Origin of the sequence: Streptomyces gamaensis (assembly GCF_042656465.1) — a bacterium.
In the GTDB taxonomy this organism is placed as follows: domain Bacteria; phylum Actinomycetota; class Actinomycetes; order Streptomycetales; family Streptomycetaceae; genus Streptomyces; species Streptomyces gamaensis.
Genome location: NZ_JBHSPB010000010.1, coordinates 248,381 through 268,900 on the forward strand (window position 1 = coordinate 248,381; position 20,520 = coordinate 268,900).

A 20,520-nucleotide genomic window follows, 5' to 3' on the forward strand; every position below is an offset into this window, starting at 1 on the left:
GCCCCCGCACACGGGCTACCGCACCCGGGCTAACGCACCTCGATGAACGCCCCCGCGTCCCGCTCCGGCCGCTCCCTGGGCGCGGCGGCCGCGTGCCCCACGGCCACGGCGCCCATCGGGTCCCAGTGCTCCGGCAGGCCGAGCACCTCGCGCACGACGTCGCGGCAGAACATCGTCGAGGACACCCACGCCGAGCCCAGCCGCTCCCCGGCCAGTGCCACCAGGAAGTTCTGCACGCCCGCGCCGGCCGCCACCACGAACATCTCCCGCTCGGCGGCCGCCCGCCGCGCGTCCGGGTAGTCGTGCGAGCCGTCCATGACCAGGCACGGCACCACCAGATAGGGGGCGTTGCGCAGGACGTCCCCCCGGCGCACGCGCTTGGCGATGCTCTCCTCGCTGCGGCCGTCGCGCCGCAGGTCGGCGATCCACGCCTCGCGCATCGCGTCCAGCAGCCGCAGCCGCGCCCCGGCGGACTCCAGCAGCACGAAGCGCCACGGGGTCGTGTGGTGCGGGGCGGGCGCGGTGACGGCGGCGGCCACCGCGCGCCGGACGGCGGCACCGTCGACGGGCTCGGTCGTGAACTCGCGTACGGTGCGCCGCAGTCGCACGGCCTCGCGCACGGCCTCCGAGGTGCCCAGCCGGAACATGTCGTTCCCGGGCTCGCGGACGAGCGCCCGCGCCCCCGCCCCGCCGTCCGCGCCGCCCACCAGGTGCCCCAGGCCCCGGACCACCGCGACCGGCAGCCCCCCGGCCTTGCCCTTGACGAGGTCCCCGGCGGCGGCCAGTTCGTCGGCGACGGCCACCACGGTCGCGCCCAGGGCGTTGCCGTGGGCGTCCGTGCCGCCGCGCAGGTCGTCCAGGACGCGCACTCCGGCCGCGCCGATCGCGGCGTCGGTGAGCCCGTTGCGCCAGGGGCGGCCGAAGGTGTCGGTGACGACGACGCCGACGTCCACGCCCAGGGTCTCGCGCAGCCCGGCGCGCAGCGCGCGGGCGGTGGCGTCGGGGTCCTCGGGCAGCAACAGCACCGTTCCCGCAGGGGTGTTGGAGGCGTCCACGCCGGCGGCGGCCATCACCAGGCCGAGCCGGTTCTCGACGATGCGCAGGGTCCCGCGGCGGGCGACGACCCGCACGGTCTCGGCGTCGATCGCGGCCTCGCGGTCGGGAGCGGCGGCGACGCGCCCCTCCGCCTTGCTGACGATCTTCGAGGTGACGAGAAGGATGTCGCCGTCCGCGAGCCCGGGCCGCCCGTCCGCGGTGGCGGCAGCGGCGACGAGCTTGACCAGGTCGTCGCCGGGGCGCACCTCGGGCACGCCGGGCAGCGTCCACACCGTGAACGCCGGGGAGTCGGGGGTCATGCGCGCACCTCCTCGGCGAGCCGCAGCGCCTCGGCGGCCATCCGCGCCGTGGCCGGCAGGTCCGTCATCATCAGCGGTACGGCCCGGCAGCGGATGCCGGCGGCCTCGACGCGGTCCACGCAGCCGGCGTCCACGGTGTCGACGAGCCAGCCGTCGAGCAGGCCCGCGCCGTAGTGCCCGGCGACGGCGGCGGCCGTGGCCTCCACGCCCACGGCGGCCAGCACCTTGTCCGCCATCCCGCGCACGGGGGCGTCCCCGACGATGGGCGACAGGCCCACCACGGGCGCGGCGGCGGCCTCGACCGCCTCGCGCACCCCGGGCACCGCGAGGATCGTGCCCACGCTGACGACGGGGTTGGACGGCGGGAAGAGCACCACGTCCGCCCCGGCGATCGCCTCCAGCACCCCGGGCGCGGGCTTGGCCTCCTCGGCCCCCACGGGAACGACCGCGTGGGCGGGCACGGACGCCCGCAGCCGCACCCAGTACTCCTGGAAGTGCACGGCCTTGCGGCCCTCGCCGTCGGGGTCGTCGACCAGGACGTGCGTCTCGACGCGGTCGTCGCTCATGGGCAGCAGCCGCACGCCCGGCTGCCAGCGCCGGCACAGCGCCTCGGTGACGGCGCTGAGCGGGTAGCCCGCGGCGGTCATCTGGGTGCGGACGATGTGGGTGGCGAAGTCGCGGTCGCCGAGCCCGAACCACTCGGGGCCCACCCCGTACGCCGCCAACTCCTCCTTCACCGCGAAGGTTTCGTCCGCCCGGCCCCAGCCCTGCTCCTCGTGGATGCCACCGCCGAGGGTGTACATCACCGTGTCGAGATCGGGACAGACCTTCAGGCCGAAGAGGTGGATGTCGTCTCCGGTGTTCCCGATGACGGTGATGTCCGCTTCGGGAGCTGCTGACTTGAGGCCACGGAGGAAGCGGGCGCCCCCGATCCCGCCGGCCAGAACCACAATGCGCTGCATGACCGCAGTTTGTCAGCCTGCTGTGACATTGCGTACGGCGGGCGTCCGTACGGCGGGGCGGGAGGCGCGGCGGTGCATCGGCATCTCCGTCAGGCCGGGGGAGTAGACATGCAGGCTGACGGCGGGCGCCAGGGAGTCGTTGACGATCTCGTGGGCGTAGCCGGGGGCGAAGACACGCTGCGCGCCCTCGGCCAGTCGCTGCCGTACGCCTCCGGACGTCTCCGCGATCTCGGTCAACTCGCCCTGCAGGACGGTCAGTACGCCGGAGGACGGCCCGTGGTCGTGCGGCCCGCTGCCCTGTCCGGGCACCCAGCTCAGCAGCCAGACCTCGTAGCCGGGGCCGGTGCGCAGCCGGTGGTACCAGCGGGTGGTGGCGTCGTAGCGGACGAGCCGTGTCCAGCCGGCGCGGTCGGCGGCGATGGCTCTGGCCAGCCCGGCGAACCCGGCGACGGTGCTGGGGTGGGCGGGGGCGGGCGGCATCAGGTGGGGGATGGCGAGCGGGTCGCCGGCGATCTCGACGTCGCTGTTCATGTGCGGCATTCCTCGGCGTACGGGCGGACGGCGCGGTGGCGGTGGGGGAGCGGTGCGCGGCGCGGGCGTTCGCGTACGGACGCGCGAGACCGCGGCGGGCACTGCGGGGAGGGATCAGCTGGAGCTCGGACGCCTCGGCGACGGGGGCTTCGGCGGCTTCGGCAGCGTCAACAGCTGGAACAGCGACAGCGCGCCTGCAGCGCGCAGCGGGACCCGTAGGCGCGGGTCAGGCTGGACGCGGCGATCGCTGGCATGCCCCCAAGGAGAACCGGCCCGGACGCGCTGTGTCAACCGGGTGTCCGTTTTGAGGTCAATCTTTCACCTCATCCGGTAACTGTGGGTGGCGGAAGGTTTGCGTATGTGTATCCATGGAGAGGTGGCGCTCCGACCAGGGCGGTAAACATCGTTCGACCGGACGGTGCAACGGGATTGCCGTACGTGGCGTCCTCTCTCTGTAGAGGCGAGTGGGACGGCAGTGACAAGCGGAGGAAAGTGTCCGGGCGTGCGGTGTGCCGGGCACCTTCCGCTCGGCTTTGGTTCCGCAGAGTGAATAAGGGGCCCAATAGCAGATCTCGGCTTGACTGGCCCGGATCGGCACACTTGTAATTTCACCCGTGTCGTTCTGCCGCAGGTGAATGTAAGGCAGCGTCACGGGGACGCAAATGACAGACGAGGGGCGCACATGACCGAGCTGTTTCAGCAACTGCTGGTCGAGGAGGCGGACGAGGAGCTCGGCTGGCAGGAGCGCGCACTGTGCGCTCAGACCGACCCCGAGTCCTTCTTCCCCGAAAAGGGCGGGTCCACGCGCGAGGCCAAGAAGGTGTGCCTCGCCTGCGAGGTCCGCTCGGAGTGCCTTGAATATGCCCTGGCCAACGACGAACGCTTCGGCATCTGGGGCGGCCTCTCCGAGCGCGAGCGCCGCCGTCTGAAGAAGGCCGCGGTCTGAGGGGTACCGGAGACCGCCCTCCCCGGAGGCCGATCCCGGTCCGGTCACGGGCCGCTTTCCGTGACGCTCTGCCCCGGACTTCCGTGGCCTGATTCCGTACCGCCCGGCGCGGGACCACGGAAATGCGCCGTGGCCCGCGCATCCGTCTTCCGCATATATCGCGGCCGGTCCTATGAACTGCTTTGTTCGCGGTATGCCGACGCGCTGCTCCCCGGAGTTCCCGCCGGGTAATTCCGCTCCTGAGCATTCCGGTAATCACTGAGCGTGCTGAGCCCTCCCGGGCGTATGCGGGCGCGTGGCAAGCACGGGACCCGGCAGGACGGCGCGGCCCGGCCGACGGCTCGTCCGCGCGGGCAGTGCGCCCGGTGCGCAGCCACTAGGGTGGGGGCCCGTCAGCGGTGGCGCCGACGCCCGGACAGGGCGGGCGCGCGTGCGCCGCAGTCCAGCACAGCAGCCTCCGGGGGGCGACCCCCGGGACCCCGGCCGGAGGGCCCGTACCCCGATGTCCGTGCACAGCACCACGGCGGGCCGCTACCCGGCCGCCGCTGCCACGTTCGACCCCGCCGTCCCCCCGGCGTTCCCACGGCACGTGGTCACGGCCGTGCTCGTCAGCCACGACGGCGCCCGCTGGCTGCCCGACGCGCTGGCCGGACTGCTCGGCCAGGAACGGCCCGTCCAGCAGGCCGTCGCCGCCGACACCGGCAGCACCGACGCATCCGCCCGCCTGCTCGCCGACGCCCTCGGCGACGACCGCGTCCTGCACCTCGCCCGCCGCGCCGGCTTCGGCGCCGCCGTCGCCGAGGCCGTACGCGCGGCCGCCCCGCCGACCAGCGACGACCTGCCGTACCTGCGCCGCTCCAGCGGCTGGGACCCCGTCAGCCGCGGCTGGCAGGAGGACTCCTACGAGCAGTCCGGCGGGCGCCGCGGCGACCTCGAACCCGTCCACTGGCTGTGGCTGCTGCACGACGACTGCGCGCCCGAACCCACCGCCCTGCACGAGCTGCTGCGCGTCGCCGACGCCGAACCCGACGCCGCCGTCCTCGGCCCCAAACTGCGCAGCTGGTACGACCGCCGGCAGCTGCTGGAGGTCGGCGTCTCCATCGCCCGCAGCGGCCGCCGCTGGACCGGTCTGGAACGCCGCGAACAGGACCAGGGCCAGCACGACCAGGTGCGGCCCGTCCTGTCCGTCTCCAGCGCCGGCATGCTCGTCCGGCGCGACGTCTTCGAGCAACTCGGCGGCTTCGACCCCCGGCTGCCCCTGATGCGCGACGACGTCGACCTGTGCTGGCGCGCCCACGCCGCCGGCCACCGGGTGCTCGTCGCCCCCGACGCCGTGCTGCGGCACGCCGAGGCGGCGGCCCGCGAACGCCGGCCCGTCGACTGCGCCGGCCGCACGGCCGCGGGCGCGCACCGCGTCGACAAGGCCGGCGCCGTCTACACCCTGCTCGCCAACACCCGCGGCAGGCTCCTGCCCTACGTCGTCCTCCGGCTCGTCCTCGGCACGCTGCTGCGCACCCTCGGCTGTCTGCTGGGCAAGGCCCCCGGGCAGGCCCTGGACGAACTCACCGGCTTCGCCGGCACGTTGCTGCGGCCCGGCCGGATCCGTGCCGCCCGTACGGCGCGCGGCGCGCCCGCCGTCGCCCCGGAGGAGCTGCGGCCGCTGTTCCCGCCGCCCGGCGCGACCGTCCGCGCCACCGTCGAGCAGCTCGCCGCCGGACTCGGCGGCCGCCGGGACGACGCGGCCTCCTCCTCCGGCCGCCACGGCGCCGTCGAGTCCGGTCCCGGCGGGGACGACGCGGACTTCCTGGAGGTCGAGCAGTTCGCCCGGCTCAAGCGCGTCGCGCGCAAGCCCGCCCCCGTCCTCTTCGCGCTGCTGCTGCTCGTCTCCGTCGTCGCCTGCCGCGGCCTGCTCGGCGGCGGCTCGCTCTCCGGCGGCGCCCTGCTGCCCGTCCCGGACGGCCTCGGTGAACTGTGGTCGCGCTACACCGACGGCTGGCACGCCGTCGGCGTGGGCGACACCGGATCCGCCCCGCCCTACCTCGCGGTCCTCGCGACACTGTCCACGCTCTTCCTCGGCTCCACGGGCTTCACGCTGACCGTGCTGCTGGTGTGCTCCGTGCCGCTGGCCGGGCTCTCCGCCTACTTCGCCTCCCGGCCGCTGGTCTCCTCCCGCCTCCTGCGGGCCTGGGGGGCCGTCGCCTACGCCTTCCTGCCCGCCGTCACCGGCGCGCTGGCCACGGGCCGGCTCGGCACCGCCGTCCTCGCGGTGCTGCTGCCGCTCATGGCCCGTACGGCCGTGGCGTCCGCCGGGCTGCGCTACCGCAGCGTGCGCCCCCCGTGGCGCGCCACCTGGGCGTACGCCCTGCTGCTCACCGTCACCACCGCCTTCACGCCCGTCGTGTGGCCGCTCGCCCTCGTCCTGGGGCTGGGTACGGTCGCGCTGCGCTGCGTACGGGAGGGCAGCGGCCAACTGGCCGTCCACGCGCCCCGTTTCCTCGCCGGCGCCCTGACCCCGCTCGTCGTGCTCGCCCCTTGGTCCCTCGGGCTGTTCGCACACCCGGGCCGCTTCCTGACGGAGGCGGGCATCGCCTACGGGCACCGCTCGACCGCCCCGCTCGACCTGCTCACGGGCGACCCGGGCGGGCCGAAGACCTTCGGCGGGCTGGTGTTCGCCGGTATCGTCCTGGCGGCGCTGGCGGCCCTGCTGCGCGCCGACCGGCCGTTCGCCGTCCGTACGGCCTGGACCGTGGCGCTCGCCGCGCTCCTGACCACCGTGCTCGCCGCGTTCGCGGGCGACGGGACGAGCTGGGCCGGGCCCACGGCGCTGCTCTACGGGCTCGCCCTGACCGCCGCCGCCGTCGTGGGCGCCGAGGGCGCGCGCGGCCGTGTCGCCGCGCTCAGCTTCGGCTGGCGCCAGCCCGTCGCGGTCCTCGTCGCAGTCGCGGCCGCCGCGGCCCCCCTGATCGCCGCCGGCTGCTGGCTCGTCGGCGGGGCGGACGGACCGCTCCAGCGGCGCCCGGCCGCCCAGGTGCCCGCGTTCGTCGCGGAGGAGGCCCAGACCCGGGACCGGCCGCGCACCCTGGTGCTCGACGGCGACACCGGGCACGTGCGCTACGCGCTCGTCCGTGGCGCCGGGGCGGTGGTCGGCGACGCCGAACTCGCCGCCGCCGACGGCACGGACGCCTGTCTCGACGCGGCCGTCGCGGGCCTCGTCGCGGGCTCCGGCGCCGACCAGGCGGGCGTCCTCGGCCAGTACGCCGTCGGCTACGTCCTCATGCGCGACAGCGCGCCCAAGGGCATGGGACGCGTCCTGGACGCCACTCCCGGGCTCACCCGGCTCAGCCAGCAGGACGGCGGCGCGCTGTGGCGCGTCGAGGGCGGGGCCGCGCGCGTGACGATCGTCGGGGACAAGAAGCACGAAGGACCCGTGCCCGTCCCGGCCGGGCCCGTCGAGGCGCACACCAAGCTCCCGGCGGGCACCGCCGGCCGCGTGCTGCGCGTCGCCGACAAGGCGGCCCCCGGCTGGCAGGCCACCCTCGACGGGCGGCCGCTGAAGGCCACGACCCTCGACGGCTGGGCCCAGGGCTTCGAACTCCCGGAGTCCGGCGGCAGGCTGGCCCTCACCTACAACGCGCCGTTCACGCACACCGCGTGGGTGTGGACGCAAGGATTCCTCGCCGCCGTCCTGCTCGTGCTCGCCCTGCCCGGCCGCCGGCGCGAGGTCGACGACGACCTGCCGGAGCAGCCGGCCGCCCCGGCGGCCGCGGCGGCGCCCGTACCGGACCAGACCGCCCCTACGGGCGGCCGCCGGGCCCGCCGCCTGCGTGCCGCGGCGGAAGCCGGGGCCGCACAGCAGCCCGCCGCGGACGCGCCCGCCGCGGCTGCCCCGGCGGGCGCGACGGCCGACCCGTACGAGCACCGGGGCGCCGACCCCTACGAGGTGCACACCGCCGACCCGTACGCGGCGGTCCCGCAGCAGCAGTCCTACGGCTCGCAGCCGGCACCGGACGGCGGCAACTGGGGGCAGCAGGGACAGAGTTATCAGCCCTACGGTGAGCAGCAGTACCAACAGGGCGCGTACGACGGCTCCTTCGGCACCCCCTACCAGCAACACGGCCACCACCAGGGCGCCGGGGAACAGCAGCAGGGCGCGTACCCGGCCGACCCGTACGGGGGCGGCCCCTACGACCCGTACGGCGTGCAGCAGCAGCCCTACGGCACGGGATACGGCGACGGCACGGCACCCCACCGCGACGGGAGCGAGCAGCAGTGAAGCGCACCACCCTGTCCCTGTTCGCGGCGGCGACAGCGCTTGCCGCGGTCGCCACGGCCGGCGCGCTCGCCGCGCCTTCGGACGGCGCCGGGACGAAGGGGTCCGGGGCCAAGGAGCCCGGCCGGATGCCCGTGCAGCGCTCGCTGCTGCTGTGCCCGGCGCCCACCTCCTCGGACGTGGGGGAGACGCTCTACACGGCCTACACCCCGCCGGGGCAGACCGCGAAGAGCCCGCAGAAGCAGAACCAGAAGCAGGACCAGAAGCACGAGAAGAACGCGGCGGAGCTGCTGGCCGCCGCCGGCTCCGCGAAGAAGGACGACAAGGGCGGGGGAGGGGGCGGCTCCGTACTCTCCCTCAAGGAGCCCGGAAAGCCCGTCACCGCCACGACGAACCGCTCGGACGCCCCCGCCCTCATCGGCACCGCCGACGGCTCCCTCGCCCCCGGCTGGAGCGTGCAGCAGACCACCGTCGTCGGCGCGGGGAGCGGTCGCGGACTGCACGGGCTGAGCTGCACGGCACCCGACACGTCCTTCTGGTTCCCGGGCGTGAGCACGGCCAAGGGGCGTCAGGACTATGTCCACTTGACGAATCCGGACAGCACTCCGGCCGTCGTCGACCTGGAGCTGTACGGCAAGGACGGGCGCGTCGAGGCGTCCGCCGGGGAGGGGGTCACCGTCCCGCCGCGCTCGACCGTGCCGGTGCTGCTGTCGTCACTGACGGACAGTCAGGAGGAGAACGCGGCCCTGCATGTGGCGGTCCGTACGGGCCGGGCGGGGGCCGCGGTGCAGGCGTCCGACGACAAGCTCGGCGGCGACTGGCTGGCGGCCTCCGCCGACCCCTCCGCCGACGCCGTCCTGCCGGGCATCCCGGCGGACGCCACGTCCGTGCGGCTCGTCGTGCTCGCGCCCGGCGCGGACGACGCCGACCTCAAGCTGCGCTTCGCCGGGCCGAACGGTTCGATCACCCCGGCCGGGCACGAGTCGCTGCACGTCAAGAGCGGCATGACCGCCGCCGTCGACCTCGGGGACATGATCAAGGGCGAAGCGGGCTCCCTGCTGCTGAGCGCGGACGGCGGCAGCACGCCGGTCGTCGCCGCGCTGCGCATCACGCGAGGCAAGGACGACAAGCAGGAGACGGCGTTCATCCCCGCCACGGCCCCTGTCGACGGCAGGGCCACCGTCGCCGACAACCGGCCGAAGAGCAGCACCCTGTCCCTGGTGGCGCCCGGCAAGGACGCGGCGGAGGTGAAGGTCACCTCGTCCGCCGGCAGTGACGGCGGCAGCCCGGCGGTCAAGACGTACACGGTCAGGCCGGGCACCACGCTGACCGTGGAGCCTCCGCAGCCCGACGGTGCGAAGGGCGGTTACGCGGTGACCGTGGAGAAGGTCTCCGGAGGGCCCGTGCACGCGTCCCGGATGCTGGCGCTGCCCAAGGACGGCCTCCCCATGTTCACCATCCAGCCGCTGCCCGACGACCGTTCCACGGTGGCGGTCCCGACGGCGGGGCAGGACTTGTCGATGCTGAACCGTTGAGCTCCTGAACGGTTGATCCTGAACCGTGTTGATCCTGAACAGTTGAGTTCCTGAATCATTGAGCCCATGAACCGTTGAGCTCCTGGAACTTTCAGTCCTGGCCGTAGCGCGGGTCCACCGACTCCGGTGCCAGGCCCAGGAGTTCGGCGACCTGCTCGACGACGACCTCGTGCACGAGGAGGGCGCGCTCGTCCCGTGTCCTGGCGCGGATCTCGACCGGCCGCCGGAAGATGACGATCCGGTCCGGCGCGTCCCCGTGCGCGGCGACGTACCGGCCCAGCGGCACGCTGTCGCTGTCGAAGCCGAAGACGTCCAGGCCCTCCGGGTCGCGCAGGGCGCCGCCGCCGTCACCGGGGGCGGCCGGCACCTCGCGCACGACGAAGTCGACGGCCGCTAGCTGCGGCCAGCGCCGTTCCAGCCGCTCCGCCGAGTCCTGCACGAGGTCGGTGAACGCCTCGCCACGGCTGATCGACAGCGGCACCTGGGGAGGCGCGACGGGGCCGCGCATACCGCGTCCGTGGCGGTCGCGCCGGCGGGGTCGCGGCTCGGGGCGGTCGGTGGTTCCCCCGGAGGTGGCCGGGGGGGATGCAGGGCTGTCCATCACTCCTGAGGGTATCCGTCGGGCGCCCTCGCGTACGCGGCCCTCGCACAACCCTGACATGTCGCTTGCTGAACATTCCGGCCATGTATGCGATCGTTTTCGGCCGGGTGCCGGACCGGTCGCCGTGTGCTGAATGACACGGTCCGGGTGGGTTGATGACAGATTTCCGCCCCGACGAGACCGCTCGGTGTGCGGTCCGCGCAGGTCACAACGCCGGTACGGAAACGGGGTGCACGGGACGAAACGGGACGACACGGCGGGGTGAGCGGGGGGCGAGTCGTCGCGGCCCGCTCAAGAGTGCGGTACCGTCCAACGTCGTGAGCCCTGTACGTCGCTGTTCGCGCACCGCCTGCGGCCGCCCGGCCGTCGCGACGCTGACGTACGTCTACGCGGATTCGACCGCCGTCCTCGGCCCGCTCGCCACCTACGCCGAGCCCCACTGCTACGACCTGTGCGCCGAGCACTCCGAGCGGCTGACCGCACCCCGCGGCTGGGACGTCGTCCGGCTCGCCGTCGACAGCGGCCCCGCCCGCCCCAGCGGCGACGACCTCGAAGCCCTCGCCAACGCCGTCCGCGAGGCGGCCCGCCCGCAGGAGCGCGTCGCCGGCCAGGGCGGCGGCCCGGGCGCCCTCGCCCCCGGCGGCCGCGAGGCCGACCCCATGGAGGTCGCCCGCCGGGGCCACCTCAGAGTGCTGCGCTCGCCCGACTCCTGACGCCCCCGCGCCGTCGCTCCGCCCGAGCTGTCCGCGCCGCCAGGTAGGTTGGTCCCCCCGATTCAGGACTCCAGGAGGGGTTGGCCGTGGCTGATCTGTCGCAGCTCGTGAAGGCGTACGACGTGCGCGGCGTGGTGCCGGACCAGTGGGACGAGGAACTGGCCGCGCTGTTCGGCGCCGCCTTCGCCGAGGTGACCGGCGCCGGCGCCGTCGTGGTCGGCCACGACATGCGCCCGTCCTCGCCCGGCCTCTCCCGCGCCTTCGCGCGCGGCGCCGCCGGCCGCGGTCTGGACGTCACCGAGATCGGCCTGTGCTCCACCGACGAGCTCTACTTCGCCAGCGGCCACCTCGGCCTGGCGGGCGCCATGTTCACCGCCAGCCACAACCCCGCCCAGTACAACGGCATCAAGATGTGCCGGGCGAACGCCGCGCCCATCGGCCAGGACACCGGCCTCGCCGAGATCCGCGCCCTCGTCGAGCGCTGGATGGACACCGGAGCACCCGAGCCCGTCGAGGCGCCCGGCACCATCACACAGAGCGACGTCCTCGCCGACTACGCGGCGCACCTGCGCTCCCTGGTCGACCTGCGCCGCATCCGCCCCCTGAAGGTCGTCGTCGACGCGGGCAACGGCATGGGCGGCCACACCGTGCCCACCGTCCTCGACGGGCTGCCGGTGGACCTGGTGCCCATGTACTTCGAGCTCGACGGCACCTTCCCCCACCACGAGGCCAACCCCCTCGACCCGAAGAACATCGTCGACCTCCAGGACAAGGTCCGCGCCACCGGCGCCGACATCGGCCTCGCCTTCGACGGCGACGCCGACCGCTGCTTCGTCGTCGACGAGAACGGCGACCCCGTCCCGCCCTCCGCGATCACCGCCCTGGTCGCCGCCCGCGAGCTCGCCAAGCACCCCGGCGGCACGGTGATCCACAACCTGATCACCTCCTGGTCCGTCCCCGAGGTCGTCGCCGAGCACGGCGGCAAGGCCGTCCGCACCCGCGTCGGCCACTCCTTCATCAAGCAGGAAATGGCCCGCACCGGCGCCATCTTCGGCGGCGAGCACTCCGCGCACTACTACTTCCGCGACTTCTGGAACGCCGACACCGGCATGCTCGCCGCCCTGCACGTGCTCGCCGCCCTCGGCGAGCAGGCCGCCCCGCTCTCGGAGCTGGTCCGCGAGTACGACCGCTACCGCGGCTCCGGCGAGATCAACAGCACCGTCGCCGACCAGGCCGGCCGCACCGCCGCCGTCCGCGCCGCCTACGAGGGCCGCCCCGGCACGGAGCTCGACGAGCTCGACGGACTGACCGTCTCCACCCCCGACTGGTGGTTCAACCTCCGCCCCTCCAACACCGAACCGCTGCTGCGGCTCAACGTGGAGGCCCGCGACGCCGCCACCGTCGAGCGCGTCCGCGACGAGGTCCTCGCCATCGTCCGCGCCTGAGACCGCCCTGTCGCGGACACCCGCCGGCCTCGCGTCCCCGGCGCACGGACGCGAGGCCCGAGCGCCGCGCCGCCGAGGGCGGTGCGGCACACCACGGCGGTAGGCTGACCGGACGGAAACGCACCTTTCGAAGGGAACCCCCATGCCGCTCGAAGCCGGCCTCCTGGAGATCCTCGCCTGCCCGGCGTGCCACGCCCCCCTGCGCGAGACCGACGCCGACGGGGACGCCGCCGAGCTGGTCTGCCAGAGCCCGGACTGCGGACTGGCCTACCCCATCCGTGACGGCATCCCCGTTCTGCTCGTGGACGAGGCCCGGCGCCCCGCCTGACCCCGCCCCGGCCGGAGCGCCACCGCCCACCGGCCGGGCAACCGCACGGCGTCCCCCGCCACGGCGAACGGAAGGCTGACCCACGGTGTTCGACGAGTCGCTCCTCGATGACCCCGACGCCCTGTCCCGCGCCGACATCCACGGACTGCTGCGCGGCGCCGCCGAATCCGGCGCCCGCGTCCGTACCGCCACCCGCAACGCCGGCGAAGCGGGCATCGACGGCCTGCGCCCCGACGGCCGCCCCCGCGCCGTCCTCGTCGCCGGCCCCGGCCCCGCCGCCGGCTGCGCCGTCGACGTGCTCACCGCCCTCGCCGGCGGCACCGCGCCCGTCGCCCTGATCCGCCCCACCGGCTGCGCCCCCGCCCCCGGCGCCCTGCGCTGGACCCTGCCCGGCTGGACCGGCCCCCTCGACCTGCTGCTCGTCGTCAGCCCCGACGGCACCGAACCCGGACTCGCCCTCCTCCTCGAACAGGCCTACCGGCACGGCTGCTCCGTCGTCTGCGTCACCCCGGCCGGAACCCCCCTCGCGGAGGCCACCACCCAGGCCCGCGGCCTCGCGGTCCCCCTGACCACCTCCCCCAGCGAGGCCCGCTCCGCCGGCCCCGCCCCCGCGGGCCCCGGCCTGCCCGCCGGGCCCGGCACCCTGTGGTCCCTGCTCACCCCGCTGCTCGCCCTCGCCGACCGCATCGGCCTGCTCGCCGCCGACCGCGCCGCGCTCACCGCCCTCGCGGACCGGCTCGACCAGGTCGCCGAGCGCTGCGGACCCGCCACCGCCACCTACAGCAACCCGGCCAAGACCCTCGCCGCGGAACTCGCCGACACCCTCCCCCTCATCTGGACCGAGGGCGAACTCGCCGCCGCCGCCGGCCGCCACTTCGCCACCGTCCTCGCCGCCCTGGCCGGCCGCCCCGCCCTGTGCGCCGAACTGCCCGAGGCCCTCACCGCGCACGGCACCCTGCTCGCCGGGGACCTGGCCGCCGGAGCCGACCCCGAGGACTTCTTCCGCGACCGCGTCGAGGAACCCGAAGCCCTGCACGCCCGCGTCGTCCTGCTCCGCGACCGCGCACCCGACATCACCTCGCCGGCCCCCGCCGCCCGTGAGCTCGCGCTCTCCCGCGACACCCCCGTCAGCGAGCTGGAGGCCACCGACACCGACAGCCCGCTGCAGACCGCCGCGGAACTTCTCGCCATCACGGATTTCGCCGCCGTCTACCTGGCGCTCGCCTCGACCCCCTAGACACACCGGAGAGCCCCTGCCGGACGGCGACCGTGCCCCGTACCGGAAACGGCGGCACGGCGGCGGCCGTCCGGCAGCGGACCGGAATCCGCCGCACGCACCGCACAGTCAGGAACCGCCCCATGGACCGCCTCGTCAACCCCGTGCGCCCCTACGCCTGGGGCTCCGTCACCGCGATCCCCGAACTCCTGGGCACCGCCCCCACCGGCGAACCCCAGGCCGAGCTGTGGATGGGGGCCCACCCCGGCGCCCCCTCCCGCGTCGCACGGGCCGACGGCTCCGCGCCGCCGCTCACCGACGCCATCGCCGCCGACCCCGAGGGCGAACTCGGCGCCGCGACCGTACGACGCTTCGGCCCGCAACTGCCGTTCCTGCTCAAGCTCCTGGCCGCCGCCTCCCCGCTCTCCCTCCAGGTCCACCCCGACCGCGCGCAGGCCGCCGCCGGCCACGCCGCCGAGGAAGCACAGGGCATCCCCCTCGACGCCCCCCACCGCAACTACAAGGACGCCGGACACAAGCCCGAACTCCTCTGCGCCCTCACCCCCTTCGAGGGCCTGTGCGGCTTCCGCGCCCCCCTGCACACCGCCGAACTGCTCGCCGCCCTCGACGTCGACTCCCTCAAGCCGTACGCCGACCTGCTGCACGCCCACCCCGAGTCCGACGCCCTGCGCGAGGTCCTCACCGCCGTCCTCGGCGCCGACCGCGCCGCCATGGCCGACACCGTGGGCGAGACCGCGGCCGCCGCGGAACGCCTCGCCGCACAGGACGGCCCGTACCGCGCCGCGTACGCCGCCTGCGCCTCCCTCGCCGAGCACTACCCGGGCGACCCCGGCGTCGTCGCCGCCCTGCTCCTCAACCATGTGCGCCTCCAACCCGGCGAGGCCCTCTACCTCGGCGCGGGCGTCCCGCACGCCTACCTCGGCGGGCTCGGCGTCGAGATCATGGCCAACTCCGACAACGTGCTGCGCTGCGGACTGACCCCCAAGCACGTCGACATCCCCGAACTGCTGCGCGTCGTCCGCTTCGAGAGCAGCGCCCCCGCCGTCCTGCGCCCCGAGGCCGACCCCGGCGGCGAGGAGGTCTACGACGCCCCCGTCGACGAGTTCCGGCTCTCCCGCTACGTCCTCGCGCCCTCCGCCGGCGGCACCGCGCTGCCCTCCGGAGCCCCGCAGATCCTCCTGTGCACCGCCGGAAGCGCCGTCCTGCGCGCCGCCGACGGCGCCGAACTGCCGCTCGCGCGCGGCGAGTCGGCCTTCGTACGGGCCGACGAGCACGTCGAACTCGCCGGGGACGGCACGGTCTTCCGGGCGACGGTCGGGGTCTGAGACGGCCATGTTCACCTGTACGCGGGCCATGGCCCGCGTACAGGTGAACACAGGGGCAGCCGGGCCCTATTCGATCTCGCCCAGCACGCGCATGATCTCCGCCGTGTCCGGTGCCGTCAGCAGCCGCTCGCGGAAGCCCGGGTCCATCAGCTTCCGCGAGAGCAGGGCCAGGATCCTCAAGTGCTCGTCCCCGGCGGCCGCCTCCGGCACCGAGATCATGAACACCAGCCGGGCCTTCGTCCCGTCCAGCGCACCCCACTCGATGCCCTCGGCGGACCGGGCGAAGCCCACCACGGGCGCCGTGACCGCGTCCGTCTTGGCGTGCGGGACGGCGATCTCCTCACCCAGCCCCGTGGTGCCGAGCTTCTCCCGCGCCAGGGCCGCGGCGACCAGACCGTCCACGTCCCGCACCGCGCCGCCGGCGGCGAGGAGCGCGGCCATCTCCCGGATCGCCGCCTCCTTCGTCCCGGCCGCGAGGGACGGCCGTACGGTCCGCTCGGTGAGATACCCGGACAGCACCTCGGGGCCGCCCTCCCTCGGAGCCGCGGCGGCGGGCGCGGCGGCCTCGGGGACGACCGCCGCCGGCGCCGCCGCCGGGGAGACCGCGCCCACGGCCGCGACCCCGGCGGGCCGCAGCGACATCAGCGTGACCGTCGCCAGCGCGGTCACCACCGCGCCCATCACGACGGCGACCAGGAACATCGGCACGCCGCCCACCGCGCCCAGCGCCGCCACGACCGGACCGCCGTGCGGCACATGGTCCGTGACCGCCGCCAGCCCCGCGATGGCACCGGCCACCGCACCGCCGAGCATGTTCGCCGGAATCACCCGCGCGGGCCGGGCCGCGGCGAACGGGATCGCCCCCTCGGTGATGCCGAAGCAGCCCATGAACAGCGCCGCCAGCCCCGTCTCCCGCTCCTGCTGGTCGAACAAGCCGCGCCGCAGCACCGTCGCGAGCCCCTGGCCCAGCGGCGGCACCGGGATCGCCGCCGCGCACATCCCCATGATCTCGGGGTTCTTGGAGACCAGCCCGGCCCCGAAGAGGAAGGCCGTCTTGTTGACCGGACCACCCATGTCGAACGCGATCATCAGGCCGAGCAGCACGCCGAGGAGTGCCGCGCTCGCCCCGGTCATCCCGCTCAGGACGCTCGTCAAATGCTCGAACACCCAGGAGATCGGCCGCCCGATGACATAGATGAAGAACAGTCCGAGCGCCGAGGACGCCACGATCGGGATCACGATGATCGGCATGATCGGCTGGACGAACCGGGGGACCCTGACCTTCTTGATCCACTGCACCAGCCAGCCGGCGAGGAAGCCCGTGACGATCGCGCCGATGAAACCGGCACCCGACTTCGAGTCGTAGTACTCCCCGTGGCCCGCGATCCAGCCGCCGACCATCCCGGGAACGAGCGCGGGCCGGTCCCCGATGGCGTAGGCGATATAGCCGGACAGCACGGGGATCATCAGCGTGAAGCCGATCGTGCCGATCTCGTTGACATGCCGCCAGAACGCGCTGTCGAAGGCGATGCCCCGGTCTGTCGTGTGCCCCCCGAGCGCGATCGAGACGGCGATCAGCAGCCCGCCGACCACCACGAACGGAATCATGTACGAGACGCCGTTCATCAGCGCCTTGTAGACGGGGCCGCGCTCCTTGCCGCCCGCGGCGCCGAGCGCGGCACCGGTCCCCGCTCCCGCGCCGCCCGCCGCGCCCTCGCCCCGGTACACCGGGGCCTCCAGCACCCGCTCGATCAGCTGCTCCGGATGGTGAATGCCCTCCGCGACGCCCACGGTCAGCACCCGCTTGCCGACGAAGCGGCTGCGGTCGACGTCCTTGTCGGCGGCGATGATGACGCCGTCCGCCGCTCTGACATCGTTGTCGGACAGCACGTTCTCGGCCCCGATCGAGCCCTGGGTCTCGACCTTGAGCTCGTGCCCGAGCGCCTGCGCGGCCTGTGCCAGCTTCTCCGCCGCCATATAGGTGTGGGCGATTCCGGTGGGACAGGCGGTCACGGCAACCAGCTTGAGCCCGCGGCCCGTTGACCCCGCTCCCGCGGCGGGACCGGCTGGACTGATCACGTGGATCTCCTCACAAATCATCGCGCGCGGGAGCGTGCCGCGCGCTCGCGGTGCTCGCATCCTGCATCACCTGACCTGCGGTGCAAAGCGTCGAGCACGCGGGACGCAGTCTCCGTGGGACGAACGGAATCTGTTGTTCCGTCGGATCGGCCTCCGGTGGGGCTGGGGTTCGCGGAGGCGTCGGTGTAGATTCGACGGGAGCCAGACGTCGCTGCTGATGGCGGTCGGGCGGCCCGCGCGACGGGCCGGCCGAGGGAGAGAGGGCCCCTGACGGACTGCGCTGCGGCCAGGGACCAGTGTGTCTGCGTCCCCTTGTGCGTTCGGTGTGTCCCGGACGCGATGGCCGCATGCACGGCCGTACCCACCCTCGCTCGCCCTTCAGAGGAGCAGCCCGTATGTCGACCACCTCCACCGGCCAGGACTTCAAGGTCGCGGACCTGTCGCTGGCGGCCTTCGGCCGCAAGGAGATCACCCTCGCCGAGCACGAGATGCCCGGTCTGATGGCGATCCGCAAGGAGTACGCCGAGGCGCAGCCGCTGGCCGGCGCCCGTATCACCGGCTCGCTGCACATGACCGTGCAGACCGCCGTGCTCATCGAGACCCTCGTCGCGCTCGGCGCCCGCGTGCGCTGGGCGTCCTGCAACATCTTCTCCACCCAGGACCACGCCGCCGCGGCCATCGCCGTCGGCCCGAACGGCACCCCGGAGAACCCGCAGGGCGTGCCCGTCTTCGCCTGGAAGGGCGAGACGCTGGAGGAGTACTGGTGGTGCACCGAGCAGGCTCTGACCTGGTCGGACGCCCCCACCGGCGGCCCGAACATGATCCTCGACGACGGTGGTGACGCCACCCTCCTCGTCCACAAGGGCGTCGAGTTCGAGAAGGCCGGCTCGGCCCCGGACCCGGCCACCGCGGACAGCGAGGAGTACGCGCAGATCCTCACGCTCCTCAACCGCACCCTCGCCGAGAACCCGCAGAAGTGGACCCAGCTCGCGTCCGAGATCCGCGGTGTCACCGAGGAGACCACCACCGGTGTCCACCGTCTCTACGAGATGCAGCGGAACGGCACCCTGCTGTTCCCGGCGATCAACGTGAACGACGCCGTGACGAAGTCGAAGTTCGACAACAAGTACGGCTGCCGCCACTCGCTGGTCGACGGCATCAACCGTGCCACCGACGTCCTCATCGGCGGCAAGGTCGCGGTCGTCTGCGGCTACGGCGATGTGGGCAAGGGCTGCGCCGAGTCGCTGCGCGGCCAGGGTGCCCGGGTCATCGTCACCGAGATCGACCCGATCAACGCCCTGCAGGCGGCGATGGACGGCTACCAGGTGACCACCCTGGACGACGTCGTCGAGATCGCCGACATCTTCATCACGACGACGGGCAACAAGGACATCATCATGGCCTCGGACATGGCCAAGATGAAGCACCAGGCGATCATCGGCAACATCGGCCACTTCGACAACGAGATCGACATGGCCGGCCTCGCCCGGATCCCCGGCATCGTCAAGGACGAGATCAAGCCGCAGGTCCACACCTGGACCTTCCCCGACGGCAAGACCCTGATCGTGCTCTCCGAGGGCCGTCTGCTGAACCTGGGCAACGCGACCGGTCACCCGTCCTTCGTCATGTCCAACTCCTTCTCGGACCAGACCCTGGCCCAGATCGAGCTGTTCACGAAGCCCGAGTCCTACCCGACCGACGTCTACGTGCTGCCCAAGCTCCTGGACGAGAAGGTCGCCCGGCTGCACCTGGACTCCCTCGGCGTCAAGCTCACCAAGCTCCGCCCGGAGCAGGCCGCCTACATTGGAGTCGAGGTCGACGGCCCGTACAAGCCGGACCACTACCGCTACTGACACCACTGCCAGTACGGGCAGTACTGGCAACAAGGGCATCAATGGCGCGGGCAGTGCTCGCGCCCCCGATGACCAGCACGCCGGCCTTCCGAGGCCGGCGGCAGGCCCCCGCCGTCCCGGCGGGGGCCTGTCCCGTTCAGCCCCCAAGGACTCCGCCATGCCCCGCGGCCGCTACTCGCTGCACGACCCGCACGACCACACCCCCCTCGGTGAAGAGCACTTCCACTGCGCCACCGGGCCGTCCGGCTGGCGCTACGTCTCACAGCTGACCACCCCCTCCGGCGACGGCGGCGGCGGCGCCGGCGGCGAACCCGCCGGATCCGTCGACCTCACCCTCGACGCCCTGGGCCGCCCCCTCCGCCTCCAGCTCCACGCCGGGAACTGGCAGGTCCGCGGCGGCGCCCTCGACGGCGTCACCTGGGTGCGTACGGACCCCACCGGCGAGCACGCGACGGAGGGCAACGTCCCCGCCCACGCCTTCACCGGCACCTCCCCGGCCTTCGCGGTGGCCCTGTCCCGAATGCTGCGCCTCGCCCCCGGCGAAGGCGCCAAGCGCGTGCGCCTCGTCGCCTTCACGGCCCCCGTACTGGCCCCCCGCACCCTCGACCAGTCCTGGGCCCTGGTCGACAGGACAGCACACCCCACTGACAACGGCCCCTTGACCGTGGACGAGTACCGCGTCGACGACCTGCAGACGGGCGAGCGGCACACGCTCCACATCGCCGGCGACGTCGTGCTCTCGGCCCCGGGCATCGAGCTGGAGGACCTGGACAGCCCTCCGTCGACCTTCGTGTGACAGTGGCAGGAGGGGCGCGAGGGGCTGCTGCTGCGGAGCTGGCTGCGACGGCCGTGCTGTGCGCTCGATGTACGGCCGATGTACGGCCGGATGTGCGCCGCGCCCATGGAGCCTGGTACTGTCCTCTTCGCCCCGCGAACCCGTTGACACGGGTTGGGTGGGGAGGTAGATTCGAACGGTTGCCGGGAGCTGGACAGCTTCCCGATGGCAGTTTAAGATCTACATCCGCTCCGTCCGCGAATCCACGAATGTGAATTCGGGTGGAGCATCCTCGACTCCCTATCGGAAGGCTCGGTCGATTCACGTCGGCCGAAAAGCGTCTGATAAAGTCGGGAAAGCCGGAAAGCGAGAGCTGAAAGGCAAAAACCCCGCTCCAGCAGGGGGCCAGGGCCGGAAATCGGATCTGGTAAGGTTGGAAACACCGAAGGGAAGCGCCCGGAGGAAAGCCCGAGAGGGTGAGTACGAAGGAAGCGTCCGTTCCTTGAGAACTCAACAGCGTGCCAAAAGTCAACGCCAGACTATTTGATACCCCGTCCGCCGTCCC

15 protein-coding genes are annotated in these 20,520 nt (G+C 73.7%); 10 read left to right on the forward strand and 5 right to left on the reverse strand.

Translation table 11 applies throughout. The features are described from left to right. Positions 1-29 precede the first annotated feature (29 nt). The 3 genes from ACFP1Z_RS18690 to ACFP1Z_RS18700 are packed head-to-tail and all read right to left on the reverse strand — an operon-like array spanning position 30 to position 2,848. Positions 30-1,355, reverse strand: coding sequence for a coenzyme F420-0:L-glutamate ligase (locus ACFP1Z_RS18690; RefSeq protein ID WP_390317570.1), 1,326 nt, complete (start codon positions 1,353-1,355; stop codon positions 30-32). Next, positions 1,352-2,317 carry a 2-phospho-L-lactate transferase gene (gene cofD, locus ACFP1Z_RS18695; RefSeq protein WP_390317571.1) on the reverse strand — a complete coding sequence of 322 codons (966 nt, stop codon included), beginning with the start codon at positions 2,315-2,317 and terminating at the stop codon, positions 1,352-1,354. Before cofD ends, ACFP1Z_RS18690 begins: the two co-directional genes overlap by 4 nt. A gap of 12 nt (positions 2,318-2,329) precedes the next feature. Then, positions 2,330-2,848 carry a cysteine dioxygenase gene (locus ACFP1Z_RS18700; protein ID WP_390317572.1) on the reverse strand — a complete coding sequence of 173 codons (519 nt, stop codon included), beginning with the start codon at positions 2,846-2,848 and terminating at the stop codon, positions 2,330-2,332. 682 nt (positions 2,849-3,530) lie between these two features. Here ACFP1Z_RS18700 and ACFP1Z_RS18705 point away from each other — a divergent pair. From ACFP1Z_RS18705 to ACFP1Z_RS18715, 3 genes are all read left to right on the forward strand, one after another. Next, positions 3,531-3,794 carry a WhiB family transcriptional regulator gene (locus tag ACFP1Z_RS18705; protein ID WP_004952403.1) on the forward strand — a complete coding sequence of 88 codons (264 nt, stop codon included), beginning with the start codon at positions 3,531-3,533 and terminating at the stop codon, positions 3,792-3,794. Positions 3,795-4,296: 502 nt separating this feature from the next. Then, the gene (locus ACFP1Z_RS18710; RefSeq protein ID WP_390317573.1) at positions 4,297-8,067 is read left to right on the forward strand and encodes a glycosyltransferase; all 3,771 of its coding nucleotides are present in this window, start codon (positions 4,297-4,299) and stop codon (positions 8,065-8,067) included. Then, positions 8,064-9,599, forward strand: a complete 1,536-nt coding sequence (locus ACFP1Z_RS18715; protein WP_390317574.1) for a DUF5719 family protein — start codon at positions 8,064-8,066, stop codon at positions 9,597-9,599. Before ACFP1Z_RS18710 ends, ACFP1Z_RS18715 begins: the two co-directional genes overlap by 4 nt. Positions 9,600-9,690: 91 nt before the next feature. On the opposite strand, the gene ACFP1Z_RS18720 is transcribed toward ACFP1Z_RS18715, so the two are convergent. Beyond that, on the reverse strand, positions 9,691-10,107 hold the full coding sequence (locus tag ACFP1Z_RS18720) for a metallopeptidase family protein (protein WP_390317575.1): 417 nt from the start codon (positions 10,105-10,107) through the stop codon (positions 9,691-9,693). A 410-nt stretch (positions 10,108-10,517) separates the two neighbouring features. Here ACFP1Z_RS18720 and ACFP1Z_RS18725 point away from each other — a divergent pair, with 410 nt between their 5' ends. From ACFP1Z_RS18725 to manA, 5 genes are all read left to right on the forward strand, one after another. Next, on the forward strand, positions 10,518-10,913 hold the full coding sequence (locus tag ACFP1Z_RS18725; protein ID WP_390317576.1) for a DUF3499 domain-containing protein: 396 nt from the start codon (positions 10,518-10,520) through the stop codon (positions 10,911-10,913). Between the two features lie 86 nt (positions 10,914-10,999). Further along, positions 11,000-12,358 (forward strand): phosphomannomutase/phosphoglucomutase, encoded by a 1,359-nt coding sequence (locus tag ACFP1Z_RS18730; RefSeq protein ID WP_390317577.1) that lies wholly within the window; start codon positions 11,000-11,002, stop codon positions 12,356-12,358. 142 nt (positions 12,359-12,500) lie between these two features. After that, positions 12,501-12,686 (forward strand): Trm112 family protein, encoded by a 186-nt coding sequence (locus tag ACFP1Z_RS18735; RefSeq protein ID WP_390317578.1) that lies wholly within the window; start codon positions 12,501-12,503, stop codon positions 12,684-12,686. Positions 12,687-12,771: 85 nt separating this feature from the next. Further along, positions 12,772-13,923, forward strand: coding sequence for an SIS domain-containing protein (locus ACFP1Z_RS18740; protein WP_390317579.1), 1,152 nt, complete (start codon positions 12,772-12,774; stop codon positions 13,921-13,923). Between the two features lie 122 nt (positions 13,924-14,045). Continuing rightward, positions 14,046-15,248, forward strand: a complete 1,203-nt coding sequence (gene manA / locus ACFP1Z_RS18745) for a mannose-6-phosphate isomerase, class I (protein ID WP_390317580.1) — start codon at positions 14,046-14,048, stop codon at positions 15,246-15,248. Between the two features lie 66 nt (positions 15,249-15,314). Here the strand turns inward: manA and ACFP1Z_RS18750 are convergent, their stop codons facing one another. After that, on the reverse strand, positions 15,315-17,348 hold the full coding sequence (locus ACFP1Z_RS18750; RefSeq protein WP_390317593.1) for a fructose-specific PTS transporter subunit EIIC: 2,034 nt from the start codon (positions 17,346-17,348) through the stop codon (positions 15,315-15,317). Positions 17,349-17,722: 374 nt separating this feature from the next. Between ACFP1Z_RS18750 and ahcY the strand changes: the two genes are divergently transcribed. Together ahcY and ACFP1Z_RS18760 are read left to right on the forward strand one after the other, a co-directional pair. Continuing rightward, positions 17,723-19,180: an adenosylhomocysteinase gene (ahcY, locus tag ACFP1Z_RS18755; RefSeq protein ID WP_390317581.1), complete on the forward strand. Its 1,458-nt coding sequence runs from the start codon at positions 17,723-17,725 to the stop codon at positions 19,178-19,180. 157 nt (positions 19,181-19,337) lie between these two features. Beyond that, entirely contained in the window at positions 19,338-19,976 is a 639-nt protein-coding gene (locus tag ACFP1Z_RS18760) for a hypothetical protein (RefSeq protein WP_390317582.1), read from the forward strand. Positions 19,977-20,520 lie beyond the last annotated feature (544 nt).

What these genes read in the sequence shown, in the direction of transcription:
- ACFP1Z_RS18690 (WP_390317570.1), bottom strand. Translation starts at nt 1,355, where the DNA reads ATGACCCCCGACTCCCCGGCGTTCACGGTGTGGACGCTGCCCGGCGTG.
- cofD (WP_390317571.1), bottom strand. Translation starts at nt 2,317, where the DNA reads ATGCAGCGCATTGTGGTTCTGGCCGGCGGGATCGGGGGCGCCCGCTTC.
- ACFP1Z_RS18700 (WP_390317572.1), bottom strand. Translation starts at nt 2,848, where the DNA reads ATGAACAGCGACGTCGAGATCGCCGGCGACCCGCTCGCCATCCCCCAC.
- ACFP1Z_RS18705 (WP_004952403.1), top strand. Translation starts at nt 3,531, where the DNA reads ATGACCGAGCTGTTTCAGCAACTGCTGGTCGAGGAGGCGGACGAGGAG.
- ACFP1Z_RS18710 (WP_390317573.1), top strand. Translation starts at nt 4,297, where the DNA reads ATGTCCGTGCACAGCACCACGGCGGGCCGCTACCCGGCCGCCGCTGCC.
- ACFP1Z_RS18720 (WP_390317575.1), bottom strand. Translation starts at nt 10,107, where the DNA reads ATGCGCGGCCCCGTCGCGCCTCCCCAGGTGCCGCTGTCGATCAGCCGT.
- ACFP1Z_RS18735 (WP_390317578.1), top strand. Translation starts at nt 12,501, where the DNA reads ATGCCGCTCGAAGCCGGCCTCCTGGAGATCCTCGCCTGCCCGGCGTGC.
- manA (WP_390317580.1), top strand. Translation starts at nt 14,046, where the DNA reads ATGGACCGCCTCGTCAACCCCGTGCGCCCCTACGCCTGGGGCTCCGTC.
- ACFP1Z_RS18750 (WP_390317593.1), bottom strand. Translation starts at nt 17,348, where the DNA reads ATGATTTGTGAGGAGATCCACGTGATCAGTCCAGCCGGTCCCGCCGCG.
- ahcY (WP_390317581.1), top strand. Translation starts at nt 17,723, where the DNA reads ATGTCGACCACCTCCACCGGCCAGGACTTCAAGGTCGCGGACCTGTCG.
- ACFP1Z_RS18760 (WP_390317582.1), top strand. Translation starts at nt 19,338, where the DNA reads ATGCCCCGCGGCCGCTACTCGCTGCACGACCCGCACGACCACACCCCC.